Source organism: Klebsiella sp. M041 (genome assembly GCF_059759695.1).
Window position 1 is genome coordinate 24,334 of the sequence record NZ_JCAXWU010000016.1, and the last position, 17,137, is coordinate 41,470.

16 protein-coding genes are annotated in these 17,137 nt (G+C 59.8%); 4 read left to right on the plus strand and 12 right to left on the minus strand.

Translation table 11 applies throughout. The features are described 5' to 3' along the window. The first annotated feature begins 42 nt into the window (after positions 1-42). From nirB to cysG, 3 genes are all read left to right on the plus strand, one after another. On the plus strand, positions 43-2,586 hold the full coding sequence (gene nirB / locus AC6CWS_RS20055) for a nitrite reductase large subunit NirB (protein ID WP_065883118.1): 2,544 nt from the start codon (positions 43-45) through the stop codon (positions 2,584-2,586). After that, positions 2,583-2,909, plus strand: a complete 327-nt coding sequence (gene nirD, locus AC6CWS_RS20060; protein WP_023291187.1) for a nitrite reductase small subunit NirD — start codon at positions 2,583-2,585, stop codon at positions 2,907-2,909. The genes nirB and nirD overlap by 4 nt, the downstream gene beginning before the upstream one ends. Positions 2,910-3,062: 153 nt before the next feature. Then, positions 3,063-4,436 carry a siroheme synthase CysG gene (cysG, locus tag AC6CWS_RS20065; RefSeq protein ID WP_065883119.1) on the plus strand — a complete coding sequence of 458 codons (1,374 nt, stop codon included), beginning with the start codon at positions 3,063-3,065 and terminating at the stop codon, positions 4,434-4,436. A 74-nt stretch (positions 4,437-4,510) separates the two neighbouring features. On the opposite strand, the gene trpS is transcribed toward cysG, so the two are convergent. The 12 genes from trpS to AC6CWS_RS20125 form a co-directional block, all read right to left on the minus strand. Further along, complete coding sequence (gene trpS, locus AC6CWS_RS20070) at positions 4,511-5,515, minus strand: tryptophan--tRNA ligase (RefSeq protein WP_002920253.1); 1,005 nt, start codon at positions 5,513-5,515, stop codon at positions 4,511-4,513. Next, on the minus strand, positions 5,508-6,269 hold the full coding sequence (gene gph, locus AC6CWS_RS20075) for a phosphoglycolate phosphatase (protein ID WP_023291189.1): 762 nt from the start codon (positions 6,267-6,269) through the stop codon (positions 5,508-5,510). The genes trpS and gph overlap by 8 nt, the downstream gene beginning before the upstream one ends. Next, entirely contained in the window at positions 6,262-6,939 is a 678-nt protein-coding gene (gene rpe / locus AC6CWS_RS20080; RefSeq protein WP_065883121.1) for a ribulose-phosphate 3-epimerase, read from the minus strand. Before rpe ends, gph begins: the two co-directional genes overlap by 8 nt. Before the next feature lie 17 nt (positions 6,940-6,956). Beyond that, on the minus strand, positions 6,957-7,784 hold the full coding sequence (gene dam / locus AC6CWS_RS20085) for an adenine-specific DNA-methyltransferase (protein WP_004202178.1): 828 nt from the start codon (positions 7,782-7,784) through the stop codon (positions 6,957-6,959). A gap of 78 nt (positions 7,785-7,862) precedes the next feature. After that, positions 7,863-9,143: a cell division protein DamX gene (gene damX / locus AC6CWS_RS20090; RefSeq protein ID WP_065883123.1), complete on the minus strand. Its 1,281-nt coding sequence runs from the start codon at positions 9,141-9,143 to the stop codon at positions 7,863-7,865. An 84-nt stretch (positions 9,144-9,227) separates the two neighbouring features. After that, the gene (aroB, locus tag AC6CWS_RS20095; protein ID WP_044524957.1) at positions 9,228-10,322 is read right to left on the minus strand and encodes a 3-dehydroquinate synthase; all 1,095 of its coding nucleotides are present in this window, start codon (positions 10,320-10,322) and stop codon (positions 9,228-9,230) included. Between the two features lie 55 nt (positions 10,323-10,377). Beyond that, complete coding sequence (gene aroK, locus AC6CWS_RS20100; protein ID WP_002920267.1) at positions 10,378-10,899, minus strand: shikimate kinase AroK; 522 nt, start codon at positions 10,897-10,899, stop codon at positions 10,378-10,380. 270 nt (positions 10,900-11,169) lie between these two features. Then, positions 11,170-12,411: a DNA uptake porin HofQ gene (gene hofQ / locus AC6CWS_RS20105; RefSeq protein WP_032429004.1), complete on the minus strand. Its 1,242-nt coding sequence runs from the start codon at positions 12,409-12,411 to the stop codon at positions 11,170-11,172. Further along, positions 12,347-12,727, minus strand: a complete 381-nt coding sequence (locus AC6CWS_RS20110) for a HofP DNA utilization family protein (RefSeq protein WP_023291194.1) — start codon at positions 12,725-12,727, stop codon at positions 12,347-12,349. The genes hofQ and AC6CWS_RS20110 overlap by 65 nt, the downstream gene beginning before the upstream one ends. Continuing rightward, complete coding sequence (locus AC6CWS_RS20115; protein WP_065883124.1) at positions 12,717-13,145, minus strand: HofO family protein; 429 nt, start codon at positions 13,143-13,145, stop codon at positions 12,717-12,719. The genes AC6CWS_RS20110 and AC6CWS_RS20115 overlap by 11 nt, the downstream gene beginning before the upstream one ends. Further along, the gene (locus tag AC6CWS_RS20120; protein WP_065883126.1) at positions 13,135-13,668 is read right to left on the minus strand and encodes a PilN domain-containing protein; all 534 of its coding nucleotides are present in this window, start codon (positions 13,666-13,668) and stop codon (positions 13,135-13,137) included. Before AC6CWS_RS20120 ends, AC6CWS_RS20115 begins: the two co-directional genes overlap by 11 nt. Beyond that, positions 13,652-14,452 carry a type IV pilus biogenesis protein PilM gene (locus AC6CWS_RS20125; protein WP_065883129.1) on the minus strand — a complete coding sequence of 267 codons (801 nt, stop codon included), beginning with the start codon at positions 14,450-14,452 and terminating at the stop codon, positions 13,652-13,654. The genes AC6CWS_RS20120 and AC6CWS_RS20125 overlap by 17 nt, the downstream gene beginning before the upstream one ends. 118 nt (positions 14,453-14,570) lie before the next feature. On the opposite strand from AC6CWS_RS20125, the gene mrcA reads away from it, so the two are divergent. Further along, positions 14,571-17,129, plus strand: coding sequence for a peptidoglycan glycosyltransferase/peptidoglycan DD-transpeptidase MrcA (gene mrcA, locus AC6CWS_RS20130; RefSeq protein ID WP_048298492.1), 2,559 nt, complete (start codon positions 14,571-14,573; stop codon positions 17,127-17,129). Positions 17,130-17,137: the final 8 nt, after the last annotated feature.

Here is a 17,137-nt window from a genome sequence, read left to right on the forward strand (position 1 = left end):
ATCGTTAAGGTAGGCGGTAATAGAAAAGAAATCGAGGCAAAAATGAGCAAAGTCAGAATCGCTATTATCGGTAACGGCATGGTTGGCCATCGCTTTATCGAAGAGCTTCTCGATAAGGCGCCTGCCGGACAGTTCGACATTACCGTGTTCTGTGAAGAACCGCGTATCGCCTACGACCGTGTCCACCTGTCGTCTTATTTCTCCCACCATACCGCAGAAGAGCTGTCACTGGTCCGCGAAGGTTTCTATGAGAAACACGGCGTCAAGGTGCTGGTCGGCGAACGGGCCATCACCATCAACCGCCAGGAGAAGGTGATCCACTCCAGCGCCGGGCGCACGGTGTTCTACGACAAGCTGATTATGGCGACCGGCTCATACCCCTGGATCCCGCCGATTAAAGGCGCGGAAACTCAGGATTGCTTCGTCTATCGCACCATTGAAGATCTTAACGCCATTGAATCCTGCGCCCGTCGCAGCAAACGCGGCGCGGTGGTCGGCGGCGGCCTGCTCGGCCTGGAAGCCGCAGGCGCCCTGAAAAACCTCGGTGTCGAAACCCATGTTATCGAATTCGCGCCGATGCTGATGGCCGAGCAGCTCGACCAGATGGGCGGCGAGCAGCTGCGGCGCAAAATTGAAAGCATGGGCGTGAAAGTTCACACCAGCAAAAACACCAAAGAGATCGTTCAGCAGGGCACCGAGGCGCGCAAAACCATGCACTTCGCCGACGGTAGCGAGCTGCAGGTCGATTTCATCGTCTTCTCTACCGGGATCCGCCCACGCGATAAACTGGCCACCCAGTGCGGACTGGCGGTTGCCCAGCGCGGCGGCATCATGGTCAACGATAGCTGCCAGACCTCCGACCCGGATATCTATGCCATCGGCGAATGCGCCAGCTGGAACAACCGCGTGTATGGCCTCGTCGCGCCGGGTTATAAAATGGCCCAGGTGGCCGTCGACCACCTCCTCGGCAGTGAAAACAGCTTCACCGGCGCCGACCTCAGCGCCAAACTGAAGCTGCTGGGTGTAGACGTGGGCGGTATCGGCGATGCCCACGGCCGCACGCCGGGCGCCCGCAGCTACGTCTATCTCGACGAAAGCAAAGAAGTGTATAAGCGTCTGATCGTCAGCGCCGACAACAAAACCCTGCTCGGCGCGGTGCTGGTCGGCGACACCAGCGACTACGGCAACCTGCTGCAGCTGGTGCTGAACGCCATCGAGTTGCCGGAGAATCCGGATTCGCTGATCCTCCCGGCCCACGCCGGCAGCGGCAAGCCGTCGATCGGCGTCGATAAACTGCCGGACAGCGCGCAAATCTGCTCCTGCTTCGACGTCAGCAAAGGCGACCTGATCGCCGCCATCAATAAAGGCTGCCATACCGTCGCGGCGCTGAAAGCGGAAACCAAGGCCGGTACCGGCTGCGGCGGCTGTATCCCGTTGGTCACCCAGGTGCTCAACGCCGAGCTGGCGAAACAGGGTATCGAGGTCAACAACAACCTGTGCGAACACTTCGCTTACTCCCGCCAGGAGCTGTTCCACCTGATCCGCGTGGAAGGCATCAAAACCTTCGACGAACTGCTGGCCAAACACGGCCAGGGCTACGGCTGTGAAGTGTGTAAACCGACCGTCGGCTCCCTGCTGGCCTCCTGCTGGAATGAGTACATCCTCAAGCCTCAGCATACGCCGCTGCAGGACACGAACGACAACTTCCTCGCCAATATCCAGAAAGATGGCACCTACTCGGTCATTCCGCGCTCCGCGGGCGGCGAAATCACGCCGGAAGGGCTGGTCGCCGTGGGCCGTATCGCTCGTGAATTCAATCTGTACACCAAAATCACCGGTTCCCAGCGCATCGGCCTGTTTGGCGCGCAGAAAGACGACCTGCCGGAGATCTGGCGGCAGCTGATTGAAGCGGGTTTCGAAACCGGCCACGCCTACGCCAAAGCGCTGCGGATGGCGAAGACCTGCGTCGGCAGCACCTGGTGCCGCTACGGGGTCGGCGACAGCGTCGGCTTCGGCGTCGAACTGGAAAATCGCTACAAAGGCATCCGTACGCCGCACAAAATGAAGTTCGGCGTCTCCGGCTGTACCCGCGAATGTGCGGAAGCCCAGGGCAAAGACGTCGGGATCATCGCCACCGAGAAAGGCTGGAACCTGTACGTGTGCGGTAACGGCGGGATGAAGCCGCGCCACGCCGATCTGCTGGCCGCGGACCTCGATCGCGAGACGCTGATTAAGTATCTCGACCGCTTTATGATGTTCTACATCCGCACCGCCGATAAGCTGACCCGCACTGCGCCGTGGCTGGACAACATGGAAGGCGGGATCGACTATCTGCGCAGCGTCATCATCGATGACAAGCTCGGTCTGAACGACCATCTGGAAGAGGAGCTGGCTCGCCTGCGCGCCGCCTTCGCCTGCGAGTGGACCGAGACCGTCAATAACCCGGCGGCGCAGACCCGCTTCAAACACTTTATCAACAGCGACCAGCGCGACCCGAACGTTCAGGTGGTGCCGGAACGTGACCAGCATCGCCCGGCCACGCCGTATGAGCGCATCCCGGTTACTCTGGTGGAGGAAAAAGCATGAGCCAGTGGGTAAACATCTGCAACATCGACGACATCCTGCCCGCCACCGGCGTCTGCGCCCTGCTCGGTCAGCAGCAGGTGGCGATCTTCCGTCCCTATCATGACGACAGGGTGTTCGCCATCAGCAACATTGATCCGTTCTTTAACGCCAGCGTACTGTCTCGCGGCATTATCGCCGAGCATGACGGCGCCCTGTGGGTTGCCAGCCCGCTGAAAAAACAACGTTTCCGCCTGAGCGACGGCCTGTGTATGGAAGATGCCAGCCACTCTATCGCCCGTTTCGACGCCCGGGTAAAAGACGGCCACGTTCAGCTTAAGGCGTGAGTCCCGCATCCTCCCCCCGGCCACGGGGGGAGATATAAGTAACACTTCTGACCGACAGCGCATGAGTGCGGGATATGTCGCATGTTTTGTATTACCTTTGCTGCTATTCTACGACCACTCATTTTCTACCCCTTATTTTTATGAGGTTATTCTGTGGATCACTTACCCATATTCTGCCAGTTGCGCCAGCGTGATTGTTTACTGGTTGGCGGCGGGGATGTCGCCGAACGCAAGGCCCGTCTGCTGCTGGATGCTGGCGCAAACGTCACGGTCAATGCGCTCGACTTTACCCCTCAGTTTCATGTGTGGGCCGATTCACAGATGCTAACCCTGGTGCAGGGGGAGTTTATCCCCTCGCTGCTGGACAACTGCTGGCTGGCCATCGCCGCTACCGATAATGAGTCGGTGAACCAGCAGGTCAGCGACGCGGCCGAAGCGCGGCGTATCTTCTGTAACGTGGTGGATGCCCCGCGCCAGGCCAGCTTTATCATGCCGTCCATCATCGACCGCTCGCCGCTGATGGTCGCCGTCTCCTCGGGTGGGACATCCCCGGTGCTGGCGCGCCTGTTGCGCGAGAAGCTGGAGTCAGTCTTACCCCTGCATCTTGGCCAGCTGGCCCGCTACGCCGGCCATCTGCGCGCGCGCGTGAAGCAGCAGTTTGCCACCGTAGGCGAACGCCGCCGCTTCTGGGAGAAGCTGTTCGTTAACGACCGGCTGGCGCAGTCGCTGGCCAATGACGATCGGCAGGCGGTGGCGGATACCACCGAGCAGCTGCTGACCGAGCCGTTAGAGCATCGCGGCGAGGTCGTCCTGGTTGGCGCCGGCCCTGGTGACGCCGGGCTGCTCACGCTCAAGGGCCTGCAGCAGATCCAGCAGGCCGACGTGGTGGTCTATGACCGGCTGGTCTCCGACGACATTATGAATCTGGTGCGCCGCGATGCCGACCGGGTGTTCGTCGGCAAGCGCTCAGGCTATCACTGCGTGCCGCAGGAGGAGATCAACCAGATCCTGCTGCGCGAAGCGCAAAAAGGAAGACGCGTGGTCCGGCTGAAAGGCGGCGATCCCTTTATCTTTGGCCGCGGCGGAGAGGAGCTGGAGACCCTCTGCGAGGCGGGGATCCCCTTCTCGGTTGTGCCCGGCATCACCGCCGCCTCCGGCTGCTCTGCCTACTCGGGGATCCCGTTGACCCATCGCGATTTCGCCCAGGGCGTCCGCCTGGTCACCGGCCATCTGAAAACCGGCGGCGAGCTGGACTGGGCGAACCTGGCGGTGGAGAAGCAGACCCTGGTGTTCTACATGGGTTTGAACCAGGCGCCGGCGATCCGCGAGAAGCTTATCGCCCACGGCATGGCGGAAGATATGCCTGCCGCCATCGTCGAGAACGGCACCGCCGTGACGCAAAAAGTGGTCAGCGGCACCTTAGGACAGCTGGATATTCTGGCGCAGCAGATGGCCAGCCCGGCGCTGATCATTGTCGGCCGCGTGGTCGGTCTGCGGGATAAACTGAACTGGTTTTCGAACCATTAACCTTCGCCTGACGGCGTGAACGACAGGCATAAAAAAGGGCGGGATAATCCCGCCCTTTTTAGCTGTTGCATCGCTTACGGCTTGGCGACAAAGCCAATCGCTTCGTATACCGCTTTCAGGGTTTGAGAAGCGCGCGCGCTGGCCTTTTCTGCGCCGTCCTTCATCACCTGATTGAGAAACGCTTCGTCGTTACGGAAACGGTGATAGCGCTCCTGCAGGTCAATCAGCATGCCCGATACCGCTTCGGCGACTTCGCCTTTCAGGTGGCCATACATTTTGCCTTCGAAATGCTGCTCCAGCTCAGGAATGGTTTTCCCGGTGACCGCGGAGAGGATATCCAGCAGGTTGGAGACGCCCGCTTTCTCTTTCAGGTCGTAGCGCACCACCGGCGGCTCGTCGGAGTCGGTGACCGCACGTTTGATCTTCTTGACCACCGATTTCGGGTCTTCCAGCAGGCCGATGACGTTGTTGCGGTTGTCGTCGGACTTGGACATCTTTTTCGTCGGCTCCAGCAGCGACATCACGCGCGCGCCGGATTTAGGGATAAACGGCTCAGGCACTTTAAAAATATCGCCGTAGATGGCGTTAAAACGCTGGGCGATATCGCGGCTCAGTTCAAGGTGCTGTTTCTGATCTTCGCCCACCGGAACCTGGTTGGTCTGGTACAGCAGAATGTCAGCGGCCATCAGTACCGGATAATCAAACAGACCGGCGTTGATGTTCTCCGCGTAGCGCGCGGACTTGTCTTTAAACTGGGTCATGCGGCTCAGTTCGCCGAAATAGGTGTAGCAGTTCAGCGCCCAGCCTAACTGGGCATGTTCCGGCACGTGAGACTGAACGAAAATAGTGCTTTTCTGCGGGTCGATGCCGCAGGCCAGATACAGCGCCAGGGTGTCCAGCGTCGCCTTACGCAGCTGCTGCGGATCCTGGCGCACGGTGATGGCGTGCTGGTCCACGATGCAATAGATGCAGTGGTAATCGTCCTGCATGTTTACCCACTGACGCAGCGCACCCATGTAGTTGCCAATGGTCAGTTCACCTGAGGGCTGTGCGCCACTAAAAACGATGGGCTTAGTCATGTTTCAATTCCTGAGTTTCACTGTGCGGTAACCCGAGAGCGGGTAAGAGTTCATTAAACTGGTCGAAGAGATAGTCCGGCTCGCTCAACGCAAGCGGTTCGCCATAGTTATAGCCGTAGGTCAGGCCAACAGAGCAGCAGCCTGCCGCTTTGGCCGCCTGAATATCATTACGGGAATCGCCGACGAACAGCAGCGCCTCCGGCGTCAGGCCGAGCTTTTGCGCCACCAGCAGCAGCGGTTCCGGATGCGGCTTTTTGTTCTGTACGTCATCGCCGCCGATCACCACGGTAAAATATTTCGCAATATCGAGCGCGTCCAGCAGCGGGGCGACGAACGGCGTCGGCTTATTGGTCACCAGCGCCAGCGGCAGGCCTTTGGCCTGCAGCGCGCCGAGCGTATCGGCCACTGCCGGAAACAGGAAACTGCCCTCTTCCGCCGCTTCGGCGTAATAGCGGTCAAACAGTTTACGCAAAATGCGCAGCTGTTCGTCTTGCGGAATATCATGATCGTCGACGGAAGGCTTGCCCATCGCCGCACGTAACGTTGCACGCTCCTGACGAGCCCAGGTCAGCGCCCGCTCCATCAGAACATCGGCGCCGTTGCCGATCCAGGTCACGACGCGTTCTTCTCCCGCCACCGGCAGCTCCAGGGCGTAGAGGGCGTTATCAACGGCGGCGGTCAGACCCGGCGCGCTGTCCACCAGCGTGCCGTCGAGATCAAACGCGATGCCGCGGATCGCCTGTAATTTATCCATGACTTACCTTCGCTAATTCATTACGCATGTGATCAATGACTTTCTTGTAGTCCGGCTGGCCGAAGATCGCCGAACCGGCAACGAACATATCCGCACCCGCCGCGGCGATTTCGCCGATATTGTTCGCTTTCACTCCGCCATCCACTTCCAGGCGAATGTCGTAGCCGGACGCATCGATGCGCTGGCGCACTTCACGCAGTTTATCCAGCGTCTGCGGAATAAAGGACTGGCCGCCAAAGCCCGGGTTAACCGACATCAGCAGGATCACGTCCAGCTTATCCATCACGTAATCGAGATAGCTCAGCGGCGTCGCGGGGTTAAACACCAGGCCCGCTTTACAGCCGTGCTCTTTGATAAGCTGCAGGCTGCGGTCGACGTGTTCGGAGGCTTCCGGGTGGAAGGTGATGATGCTGGCGCCAGCTTCGGCAAAATCAGGAATGATGCGGTCGACCGGCTTCACCATCAGGTGGACGTCGATCGGCGCGGTAATACCGTAGTTACGCAGCGACTTCAGCACCATCGGGCCAATCGTCAGGTTCGGCACGTAGTGGTTGTCCATGACGTCGAAGTGCACGACATCCGCACCCGCCGCCAGCGCCTTCGCGGTATCCTCACCCAGACGGGCAAAATCAGCCGACAGAATCGAAGGGGCAATCAAATACTGCTTCATCCGCATCTCCTTGAAATTTATTTGGTCTTAGGCGGACGGTAGAGCGCTAAGAGCTCGTCCACCTTTTTACGCGTACCACCGTTGCTGCTGATGCTGCGCCGAACCTTCACAATATGCGTTTCTGCCGCGTTTTTATACCACTCCTGCGTCAACGGCGTGCGGTGGTTGGAAATCAGCACCGGGATCCGTTTCTTCATCAGCGATTCCGCCTTTTGCGCCAGCAGCACCTGTTGCTCCAGGTTGAAGCTGTTGGTGTGGTAGGCGGTAAAATTCGCCGTCGCCGTCAACGGCGCATAGGGCGGATCGCAATACACCACCGTGCGGCTATCCGCACGCTGCATACACTCTTCATAAGATTCGCAGTAAAACTCAGCGTTTTGCGCCTTGTCGGCAAAATGATAGAGCTCAGCCTCGGGGAAATAGGGCTTCTTATAGCGGCCAAACGGCACATTGAATTCGCCGCGCAAATTGTAGCGACACAGGCCGTTGTAGCCGTGACGGTTCAGATACAGGAACAGCACCGCGCGACGCAGCGGATCCTGGCTCTGGTTGAATTCATCACGGTACTGGTAGTAGCGCTCAGCGACGTTGTTTTCCGGGGTAAACATCTCGCGGGCGGCAGCGACATACTCGTCGGTGCGCAATTTGACGATGTTGTACAGGCCGATTAAATCACTGTTGATATCCGCGAGGATATAACGAGAAAAGTCGGTATTGAGAAATACCGACCCGGCGCCCACAAAGGGCTCGATTAAGCACTCACCTTCCGGCAAATGCTTTTTAATATCGTCAAGCAGGGGGTACTTCCCCCCTGCCCACTTTAGAAAAGCGCGATTCTTTTTCATGCTGCCTAACTAATTACACATTCTCCGGCTGTGGAGAAAGCTCCGACAGCATCCTGCGCTTAAGACTACCCCACGGCATTATTTCAGATCAGCCTGAACCTGATGCAGTGGTTTTGCCCATGGATTTTTCGCCTGCACGTCCGGCGGCAGCGAGGTGACCGCGCGTTTCGCTTCATCTTTCGATGAATAGATACCGCTCACCAGCACGTACCACGGTTGGCCGTTACGCGACGTTTCATAGACAACATATCTGTCCAGCTTCTCTTTCTTCGCCCAGTTATTCAGGTTTTCATAGTTAGAGGAGCTGCTGAGCTGCAGGGTATAGTTACCCGACGGCGCAGATTTCATCGAGCTGACGTCACCTGCCGTTTTACCGCTCTTCGCCGCCGGCGCTGCCGCGGCTGCCGTTGCGGCTGGCGCTGCGGTCGTGGCTGGTTTGCTCTGCGCGGTGGCTGCCGGTTTACTTTCGCTGACGGTCGGTTTCGCCGGAGCGGTAGTGGCCGCGCTTTCAACATGCTTCGGCTGGACCGGTTTCGTTTCTACCGGCGCTTTCGCCACCGCCTGTGGTTTCGGCTGCGGCTTCGCTTCGATGACGGTGTGCTTACGCTCGGCCGGACGCGGCGTTGCTGTCGTCTGACGTTCGGTCGTCTGACGCGGCGCCGCGGCGCCACTGGCGCCATTACGGATCGGCGCGACGGTTGCCGGTTCAGTTGGCAGCGTCGAGTTAGCTACGGCGCCGTCCAGCTGGCCCTGCTGCTGGGTCAGCGCGTTATTCAGATCGCCCTGAACTTCAACACGCTGCTGGCCCTGCGGCTCTGCCGCTGCCTGGCCCTGGGTCGGGTTCGCGGCAATAGGCGGTACCGTGACGTCCTGCTGTGTGGTGGTATTGGCGGCTGTCTGATCCTGGCCGGCAGCTGGCGTGCTGGCGGACTGGTCGTCAGACAGATTAATGCTCTTCTCGCCGGAAGCGGTCTGCTGGCTGGACGAAGATGGCGATTTCAGCGCGGAACCGATACCTACGATTAACAGTAACAGCACCAGAATCCCCACGCCCATCATGATGTACTGGCGGGAAGCGGGTTTCGCCGGCGCTTTTTTACGCTTACGCGGACGACGCTCTACAGGCTGCTCTTCGAGCATCTCCTCATCTTCCGCATCCAGTTCTTCTTCGAACTCTTCCTCTTCACGCTCACGACGGGCCTTGCCGGCGCGCGTCGGACGGCCTTCATCGGCATCAAGATCGACATCGTCAAAATTGATCTGCGGATCGGCATCACGCTCGGAAGACTGACGGGAACGACCAGCACGACGATCGTTGCGATCGGCTTTCATATCGTCTTCTGGTTTGAAATCATCCATTTAACACCCCACTAAAAGGCTTATGCTCACGATTATTGCACATCACCCGAAATGATAACGCCGCGCGAACGCGGCCAGACCTTCTTATTGTTGCGCCTGCTGAGTATCAGCAATCGCGCCAAGAACCACATCATGCGGCACTCCGCCGCGCAGCTCGCTGCTTCCTATTGCGAGCGGGAGCACCAGCCGCATTTCGCCAGCCAGTACTTTCTTATCGCGCATCATATGGGGCAAATACGCCTGCGCACTCATTTCCTGCGGGCCGCGTACCGGTAAACCTGCACGCTTGAGCAGATCGATAAGGCGCTGAGTATCCTGCGCGCGGAACTGCCCCAGCCGCTCGGACGTATGCGCCGCCATCACCATACCTGCCGCCACCGCTTCGCCGTGCAGCCAGTTACCGTAGCCCATTTCCGCCTCGATAGCATGGCCGAAGGTATGTCCAAGATTGAGTAAAGCACGTAACCCGGTTTCACGCTCGTCGGCAGCCACAACTTCCGCTTTCAGCTCACAGCAACGGCGAATGCAGTACGCCATGGCCTTTTCATCCAGCGCCAGCAGGGCATCAATGTTGTTTTCCAGCCAGCTGAAGAATGCGCCGTCGAGGATCACCCCATACTTGATGACCTCAGCCAGTCCGGAAGCGAGTTCGCGCTTCGGAAGCGTCTTCAGACAGTTAAGATCAACCACCACGGAAACCGGCTGCCAGAAGGCGCCAATCATGTTTTTGCCGAGAGGGTGGTTCACTGCGGTTTTGCCGCCGACCGACGAGTCGACCTGCGACAGCAAGGTGGTAGGGACCTGGATAAAACGCACGCCGCGCTGATAGCTTGCCGCGGCGAAACCGGTTAAATCACCGATAACACCGCCGCCGAGCGCCACCAGCGTGGTGTCGCGGCCATGGGGTTTTTGTAACAGCGCGGTAAATACGGTATCCATCACCGCCAGGCTTTTATACTGCTCGCCGTCGGGCAGGATCACGCTGTCAACGTTGACCCCTGCCTGCTCCAGCGCAGAGCGGACGGTATCCAGATAAAGCGGCGCCAGCGTTTCGTTGGTGACCAGCATAGCCTGGTCGCCCGACTTGAGTGGCAGGAAGGAAGCTGGATCGTTAAACAAACCAGCCGCGATGGTAATCGGGTAACTACGTTCCCCGAGGGTAACAGTAAGCCTCTCCATAACGCGACATCCACCTCAATGACTTTTACTCTGACGCACTTTTATTAAGCCAGAATCAGTTGCTTTCCAGCATATGAATAATCTGGTTCGCGACGACTTTCGCACTCTGATCGTCTGTGCGGATAGTCACATCGGCGATCTCTTCATACAGCGGGTTACGCTCGTCAGCCAGCGCTTCCAGTACTTCACGAGGCGGCGCATCGACTTGTAGCAAAGGACGCTTTTTATCGCGCTGCGTACGGGCCAACTGCTTCTCGATCGTTGTTTCCAGGTAGACCACCACGCCGCGGGCGGAGAGACGGTTACGCGTTTCACGGGATTTTACAGAGCCGCCGCCAGTCGCCAGCACAATCCCCTGTTTTTCCGTCAACTCATTGATAATTTTTTCTTCACGGTCGCGGAAGCCTTCTTCGCCTTCAACATCGAAGACCCAGCCCACATCAGCGCCAGTGCGTTTCTCAATCTCTTGATCAGAATCGTAAAATTCCATGTTGAGCTGTTGGGCTAACTGGCGCCCAATAGTGCTTTTGCCGGCACCCATAGGCCCAACCAGAAAGATATTGCGTTTCTCTGCCATTTTTTCGGTACTACTAAGACTATTCGTTAATGATAAACCCGCTTCGCAGACACCCAGCGCCGCAGGGCATGAACTGAAACCTCATATGCAATAGAGCGAGAGTCAGACTAAAAATTATCTCAATACTCCGGCTGGTTTGGCAACTGAATAAAATCGCCGGACAATAAAGGGAGGATTGATGTCGTACCCGACTCTCAAATCGGTACCCCTTGTATGCTAAATCCGTCCTCACGTCAAACACCTGAAACGTGTTTAGCATGAAAAACCTGCTTAACGTACTGCCAGAATCCGTGGCGTAATAAAGACAACCAGTTCACGGCGTTCATTATCTTTCCCGTCGCGGCGAAACAGACGCCCCAGTACCGGGATATCGCCAAGCAGCGGGACGCTGTCGCGGGCGGTTTTGTTTTTCTGCGAAAAGATGCCGCCCAACGCCAGGGTCTCGCCGCTGCGGACTTCCACCAGGGTCTCGATCTCCTGTTTATCAATGGCCAGCGCCTCGCCGTTATCCTGCTTCAGCACCTGGCCTGGCGTGTTCTCGCTTATTCGCAGCTTCAACCGCACTCTCCCCTGCTGCAGCACCGTCGGCGTCACCTCCATGCCCAGCACCGCCTCTTTAAACTCCACCGACGTGGCGCCGCTTTCACCGCTGGAGACCTGATAGGGGATCTCGCTCCCCTGCTTGATGCTGGCGGGCTGCATATGGGAGGCGAGCAAACGAGGACTGGCGATAATCTCGACCTGCTGCTTGCGCTCCAGCGCGGAAAGCTCCAGCTCAAGCAAGCGCCCGTTAATTTTGCCGATGTTAAAGCCTGCGCGGGTGCTGGCATCGTTGACCGACACATCGCTGCTTAGGGTGGTGATGTGCCCGGATCCCGGGGTGCTTTCAGCCTCCGCCAGCCGCCACTTCACCCCCAGTTCACGCAGGCTGGTTTCGCTCATCGACACAATATGGGCGGCAAGCTCCACCTGTCCGACCGGCAGATCCATCTCCTGCGCCCAGGCCTTCAGCGCCGGCAGATGCCGCGCATCATCGCGGATCAGCAGCCGATTGGTCCGCTTGTCCGCCATCAGGTTGCCCCGGGCGCTAAGCAACTTACCGCCGCTTTTAGCCAGCTCCTCGGCATCGGCATAATGCAGCGTCACGCTCTCCGCCAGCAGCGGCAGGTTCTGCAGACGTTTCGCCTGTTCAGCTTCGCGCTGCGCCAGATTGGCCTTTTGCCAGGCCTGCGTATGCGCGTAGATGACCGTCCCCTGCTGTTGCAAAGAGAGGCCTGCGCTATCCGCCACTGCCCGCAGCGCCTGGGTCCAGGGGACCTTCTGCAGGCGCAGGGAGAGCGTGCCGCTGACGTCCGGTGCGACAACGAGGTTCTTATGGTTCATTTCGGCCAGGGCTTGCAGCACCTGGGCCACTGGCGCGTCGTCAACGACCAGCGAAACCGGCTTGTCATTTCGCGCGGCGACCACCGCCAGCGGTAGCAGCAGAAGCAGCAGGCTTATCCATCGCATCATCTTGTTTTCCTTCACGTTGCCAGCGCCACGCTGGCGGTTCACATCCCGGAGGCGTGACGATGTCCAGCTCGCCGGCCGTCAGCCGACTCACCCGCCAGCCCGTGGGCAATTGCTCATCCAGGCGTACCCGTCGCCACATGCCGCTTCCATCCTGCAAAAACCCCGTCCAGCCTGCGCCATCGCCGGCCGCGCCGCCATAGCGCCATTGCGACAGCTGCGCCGTGCGGCAAGGATCTTCAACCGGCAGGAAAGGATCGCGCCCGGCCGCCAGCAGCGACAGCGGCAACCACAGCAAAATCCAGCATTTACCGCCCATCTTCCGCCTCCAGCTGCAGCCGCATGCGCAGCGCCTGCCCCTCGCGCTCCAGCGAGAACGAACGCGGGTTCATCCCGCAGCGCGCCAGCCATGAGAACAGGGCGGGTACCGTCGGCCAGGGGAGAGCCAGCGCCATCTCACCGCCGCTCCCCTGCGGATGCCAGGCGATTAGCTTCGCGCCGGCGAGCGGAATGGCGATGGGCGAGAACGGCTGCTTGTCGATGCGTTCCCCGGAACTTTCACCGGCGGGGATGCGCAGCGCCATGATCCGCCGCCACTGCGTTTGCAGAGCGCCATCGCGGGACAGCGCCGCCAGCGGCGGGCGGGTATCGCGCCAGAGCGCCACGCCGCCCCCCATCAGCCCCATCGCGAGCAAGATCAACAGCCCCGCCCGGGTGCGCCGGGTGTTAATCCGCATCGGCGCGCGCTCCCGACAGGGTAAAACTGAACCGCCAGCGCCCCTCGGCGTCGCGCTGCGTTCCGCCGGCTTTAGCCGGCGCGAATCCCGCGACGCTGGCCAGAGCAGCCTCCACCCGAGCCAGCGCCTGCAGGTTGAGGGCCAGACCATCCAGCGTCAGGCGCGCCCCCTGGTACTCCAGCCGCGTCAGCCATGCCTGAGCGGGCAGGCCTGCCGCGAGCGCCATTAGTCGGGGTTGCCAGGCGGCGATCGTCGATCTGCGCTGGCGCTGCTCGCGCTGGCGTTGATGCTGCTGCCATGCCTCGCGCATCGCCTGTTCGCGCTGTTTGAGCGAGGCGAGCAACGCTGCGTCGGCTGTCGTGTGGATCCTCGCCAGGGCGTCGCGCTGTAGACCCGCTGTTCGTCCCGCCTGCAGGGTCGTCCCCACCAGCAGCACGATACCGGTGGCTAACAACAGGGCGTAGCGCAGGCGCTGGCGGCGACGCAGGTCACGCCAGGGGAGAAGATTAACGACATACGTCATGGCGCCCACCTCCCAGCGCCAGCCCAAGGGCAATGGCGTAGCGATCGCCGTCGGCTGGCAGCGGAGGCTGCCGGCGGTGAACCACCTGCCAGACATCAAAACGACTGGCCTCGTCGCCCGCATCAGCGCACAGGCGCAAAGGAACCTGAAGTTGCCCCGCCAGCTGGCTTAAGGACCCTATCGCATCGCAGGCGTCACAGCCCCAGGCCTCCTGGGTCGCCCATAGCCAGTGCTTTTCATCCCGCCACGCCAGGCCTTGCTCTGCTGCCGTCACCCAGGGGAAAAAGGCGCCGAGTGCGCTGGCATCCGGTACGATGGCCGCCACCCGCAGCCGCAGCCGCCCTGCCAGCTCCCGCAGAACATTGATATCCAGCCGCTGCGCCGCCGTCACCTGCCAGCCGTCATCCCGCGAGGTGGGCGCATAATCAATACATAGAGAGGAGGCGGGCATCGCCAGCTGTTGGGTCATGGCGCTGGCTATCCACGTCGCCTGTTCCCGCTCTCGCAGGGCAAACTGGGGATAAGGCAGGCGTTTTTGCAGCGTGCGAGCCGCGGGAAAGGCGATACTGATCTGATGCTGCGCCGGTAGCTCCCGCCGCCAGGCGGCCAGCCGTGAGCCGAGGGCGCTAACGTCCGCCACCATCCCCTGCCGCACCAGACCTGGCGGCAGAGGAATGCGCCACCAGCGGCGCAGTGCCCAGTGTGAGCGCTCATGCAGTAGCGCGACAATGGCAATGCTATCCTGTTGGATATGCATTCCGATCCGCCAGTTTCTGAAAGCCATGCTTACGATCTCCTTATCCGGCAAAACTGTCCGGCTATATCAATGCACCTGGCTTGCCTTTATACTACCGCGCGTTTGTTTATAAACTGCCCAAATAAAACTAAATGGGAAAACACCGGTGAAGTTCGTAAAGTATCTATTGATCCTTGCAGTCTGTTGCGTACTGCTGGGAGCAGGCTCGATTTTTGGCCTCTACAAATACATAGAGCCGCAACTCCCCGACGTCGCAACCCTGAAGGATGTGCGTTTGCAGATCCCGATGCAGGTCTATAGCGCCGACGGTGAGCTTATTGCGCAGTACGGCGAAAAGCGCCGTATCCCTGTAACGTTGCAGCAAATTCCCCCCGAGCTGGTGAAAGCGTTTATCGCCACCGAAGACAGTCGTTTCTATGAGCATCACGGCGTCGATCCGGTGGGTATTTTCCGCGCCGCCAGCGTGGCGATGTTCTCAGGCCACGCCTCGCAGGGCGCCAGCACCATCACCCAGCAGTTAGCGCGTAACTTCTTCCTCAGCCCCGAGAAGACGTTGATGCGTAAGATTAAAGAGGCCTTTCTGGCCATCCGCATCGAGCAACTGCTGAACAAAGATGAAATCCTTGAGCTGTATCTGAACAAGATTTACCTCGGCTACCGCGCCTATGGCGTCGGCGCCGCGGCGCAGGTCTATTTTGGCAAACCTATCGACCAGCTGACCCTCAGCGAAATGGCGGTGATTGCCGGTCTGCCGAAAGCCCCGTCCACCTTTAACCCGCTCTATTCGATGGATCGCGCCACAGCCCGTCGCAACGTGGTGCTGTCGCGTATGCTGAGCGAGGGGTACATCACCCAGGCGCAATACGATGAAGCGCGCAGCGAACCCATCGACGCCAGCTACCACGCGCCGAAAATCGCCTTCTCAGCGCCTTATCTGAGCGAAATGGTGCGCCAGGAGATGGTGAATCGCTATGGCGAGCAGGCCTATGAAGATGGCTACCGGGTGTACACCACGATTACCCGCAAAAACCAGCAGGCGGCCCAGCAGGCGGTCCGCAATAACGTGCTGGATTACGATATGCGTCACGGCTACCGCGGCCCGGCCAGCGTGCTGTGGAAGGTCGGCGAAACGCCGTGGGAGGCGAAAAAGATCGTCGACGTCCTGAAGCGCCAGCCTGGCTTAGGCCCGCTTTCTCCTGCGGTGGTCACCTCCGCGACTGCCCAGGAGGCCGTCGCGCTGTTGGCTAACGGCGACTCCGTTTCACTGACGATGGACGGCGTGCGCTGGGCTCGTCGCTTTATCTCCGATACGCAGCAGGGAGCGACTCCGCGTAAAGTCAACGACGTCGTGCAGGCCGGGCAGCAGATCTGGGTTCGCAAAGTGGGTGACAGCTGGTGGCTGTCGCAGGTCCCGGACGTCAACTCGGCGCTGGTCTCCATTAACCCGCAAAACGGCGCGATTATTGCCCTTGTCGGTGGGTTTGACTTTAACCAGAGCAAGTTTAACCGCGCCACCCAAGCGCTGCGCCAGGTCGGCTCCAACATCAAGCCGTTCCTCTACACGGCTGCGATGGATAAAGGCTTAACTCTGGCCAGCATGCTCAACGATGTGCCAATCTCGCGCTGGGACGCCGGGGCCGGCTCCGACTGGCGGCCGAAAAACTCGCCGCCGCAGTATGCCGGTCCGATTCGTTTACGCCAGGGCCTGGGGCAGTCGAAAAACGTGGTAATGGTGCGCGCCATGCGCGCCATGGGCGTTGACTATGCCGCCGAGTACCTGCAGCGCTTTGGTTTCCCGGCGCAAAACATTGTCCACACCGAATCGCTGGCGCTGGGCTCCGCCTCCTTTACGCCTCTGCAGGTCGCCCGCGGGTATTCGGTGATGGCCAACGGCGGCTTCCTGGTCAACCCGTTCTTTATCAGTAAGATTGAGAATGATCAGGGTGGGGTCCTCTTCGAGGAGCGCCCGAAAATCGCCTGCCCGCAGTGTGATTTACCGGTGATTTACGGCGATACGCCAAAATCCAATGTGCTGGAAAACAAAGATGTGGAAGATGTCGCCACCTCGACGGAACCGCAGAATGGCAACGTGCCGCCGCAGCCGCAGCTGGAGCAGGCCAATCAGTCACTGGTGGCGCAGAGCGGCGCCCAGGAATACGCGCCGCATGTGATCAATACCCCGCTGGCCTTCCTGATCAAGAGCGCGCTGAACAGCAACATCTTTGGCGAACCGGGCTGGATGGGAACCGGCTGGCGCGCCGGACGGGATCTGCAGCGGCATGACATCGGCGGCAAAACCGGAACCACCAACAGCTCGAAGGACGCCTGGTTCTCAGGCTACGGGCCGGGCGTGGTGACCTCGGTTTGGATCGGCTTTGACGATCATCGTCGCGATCTTGGCCGGACCACCGCGTCAGGGGCGATTAAAGATCAGATCTCCGGCTACGAAGGCGGCGCCAAAAGCGCCCAGCCGGCCTGGGACAGCTTTATGAAGAGCGTGCTGGAAGGCGTTGCGGAAGAGCCGTTAACGCCGCCGCCGGGAATCGTCACGGTGAATATCGATCGCAGCACCGGTCAGCTGGCGAACGGGGGCAACAGCCGGGCGGAATACTTTATTGAGGGTACCCAGCCCACGCAGCAGGCGGTCCATGAGGTGGGCACCACCCTGACGGACGGCGGCGGTGAAACCCACGAGCTGTTCTGACAAAAAAA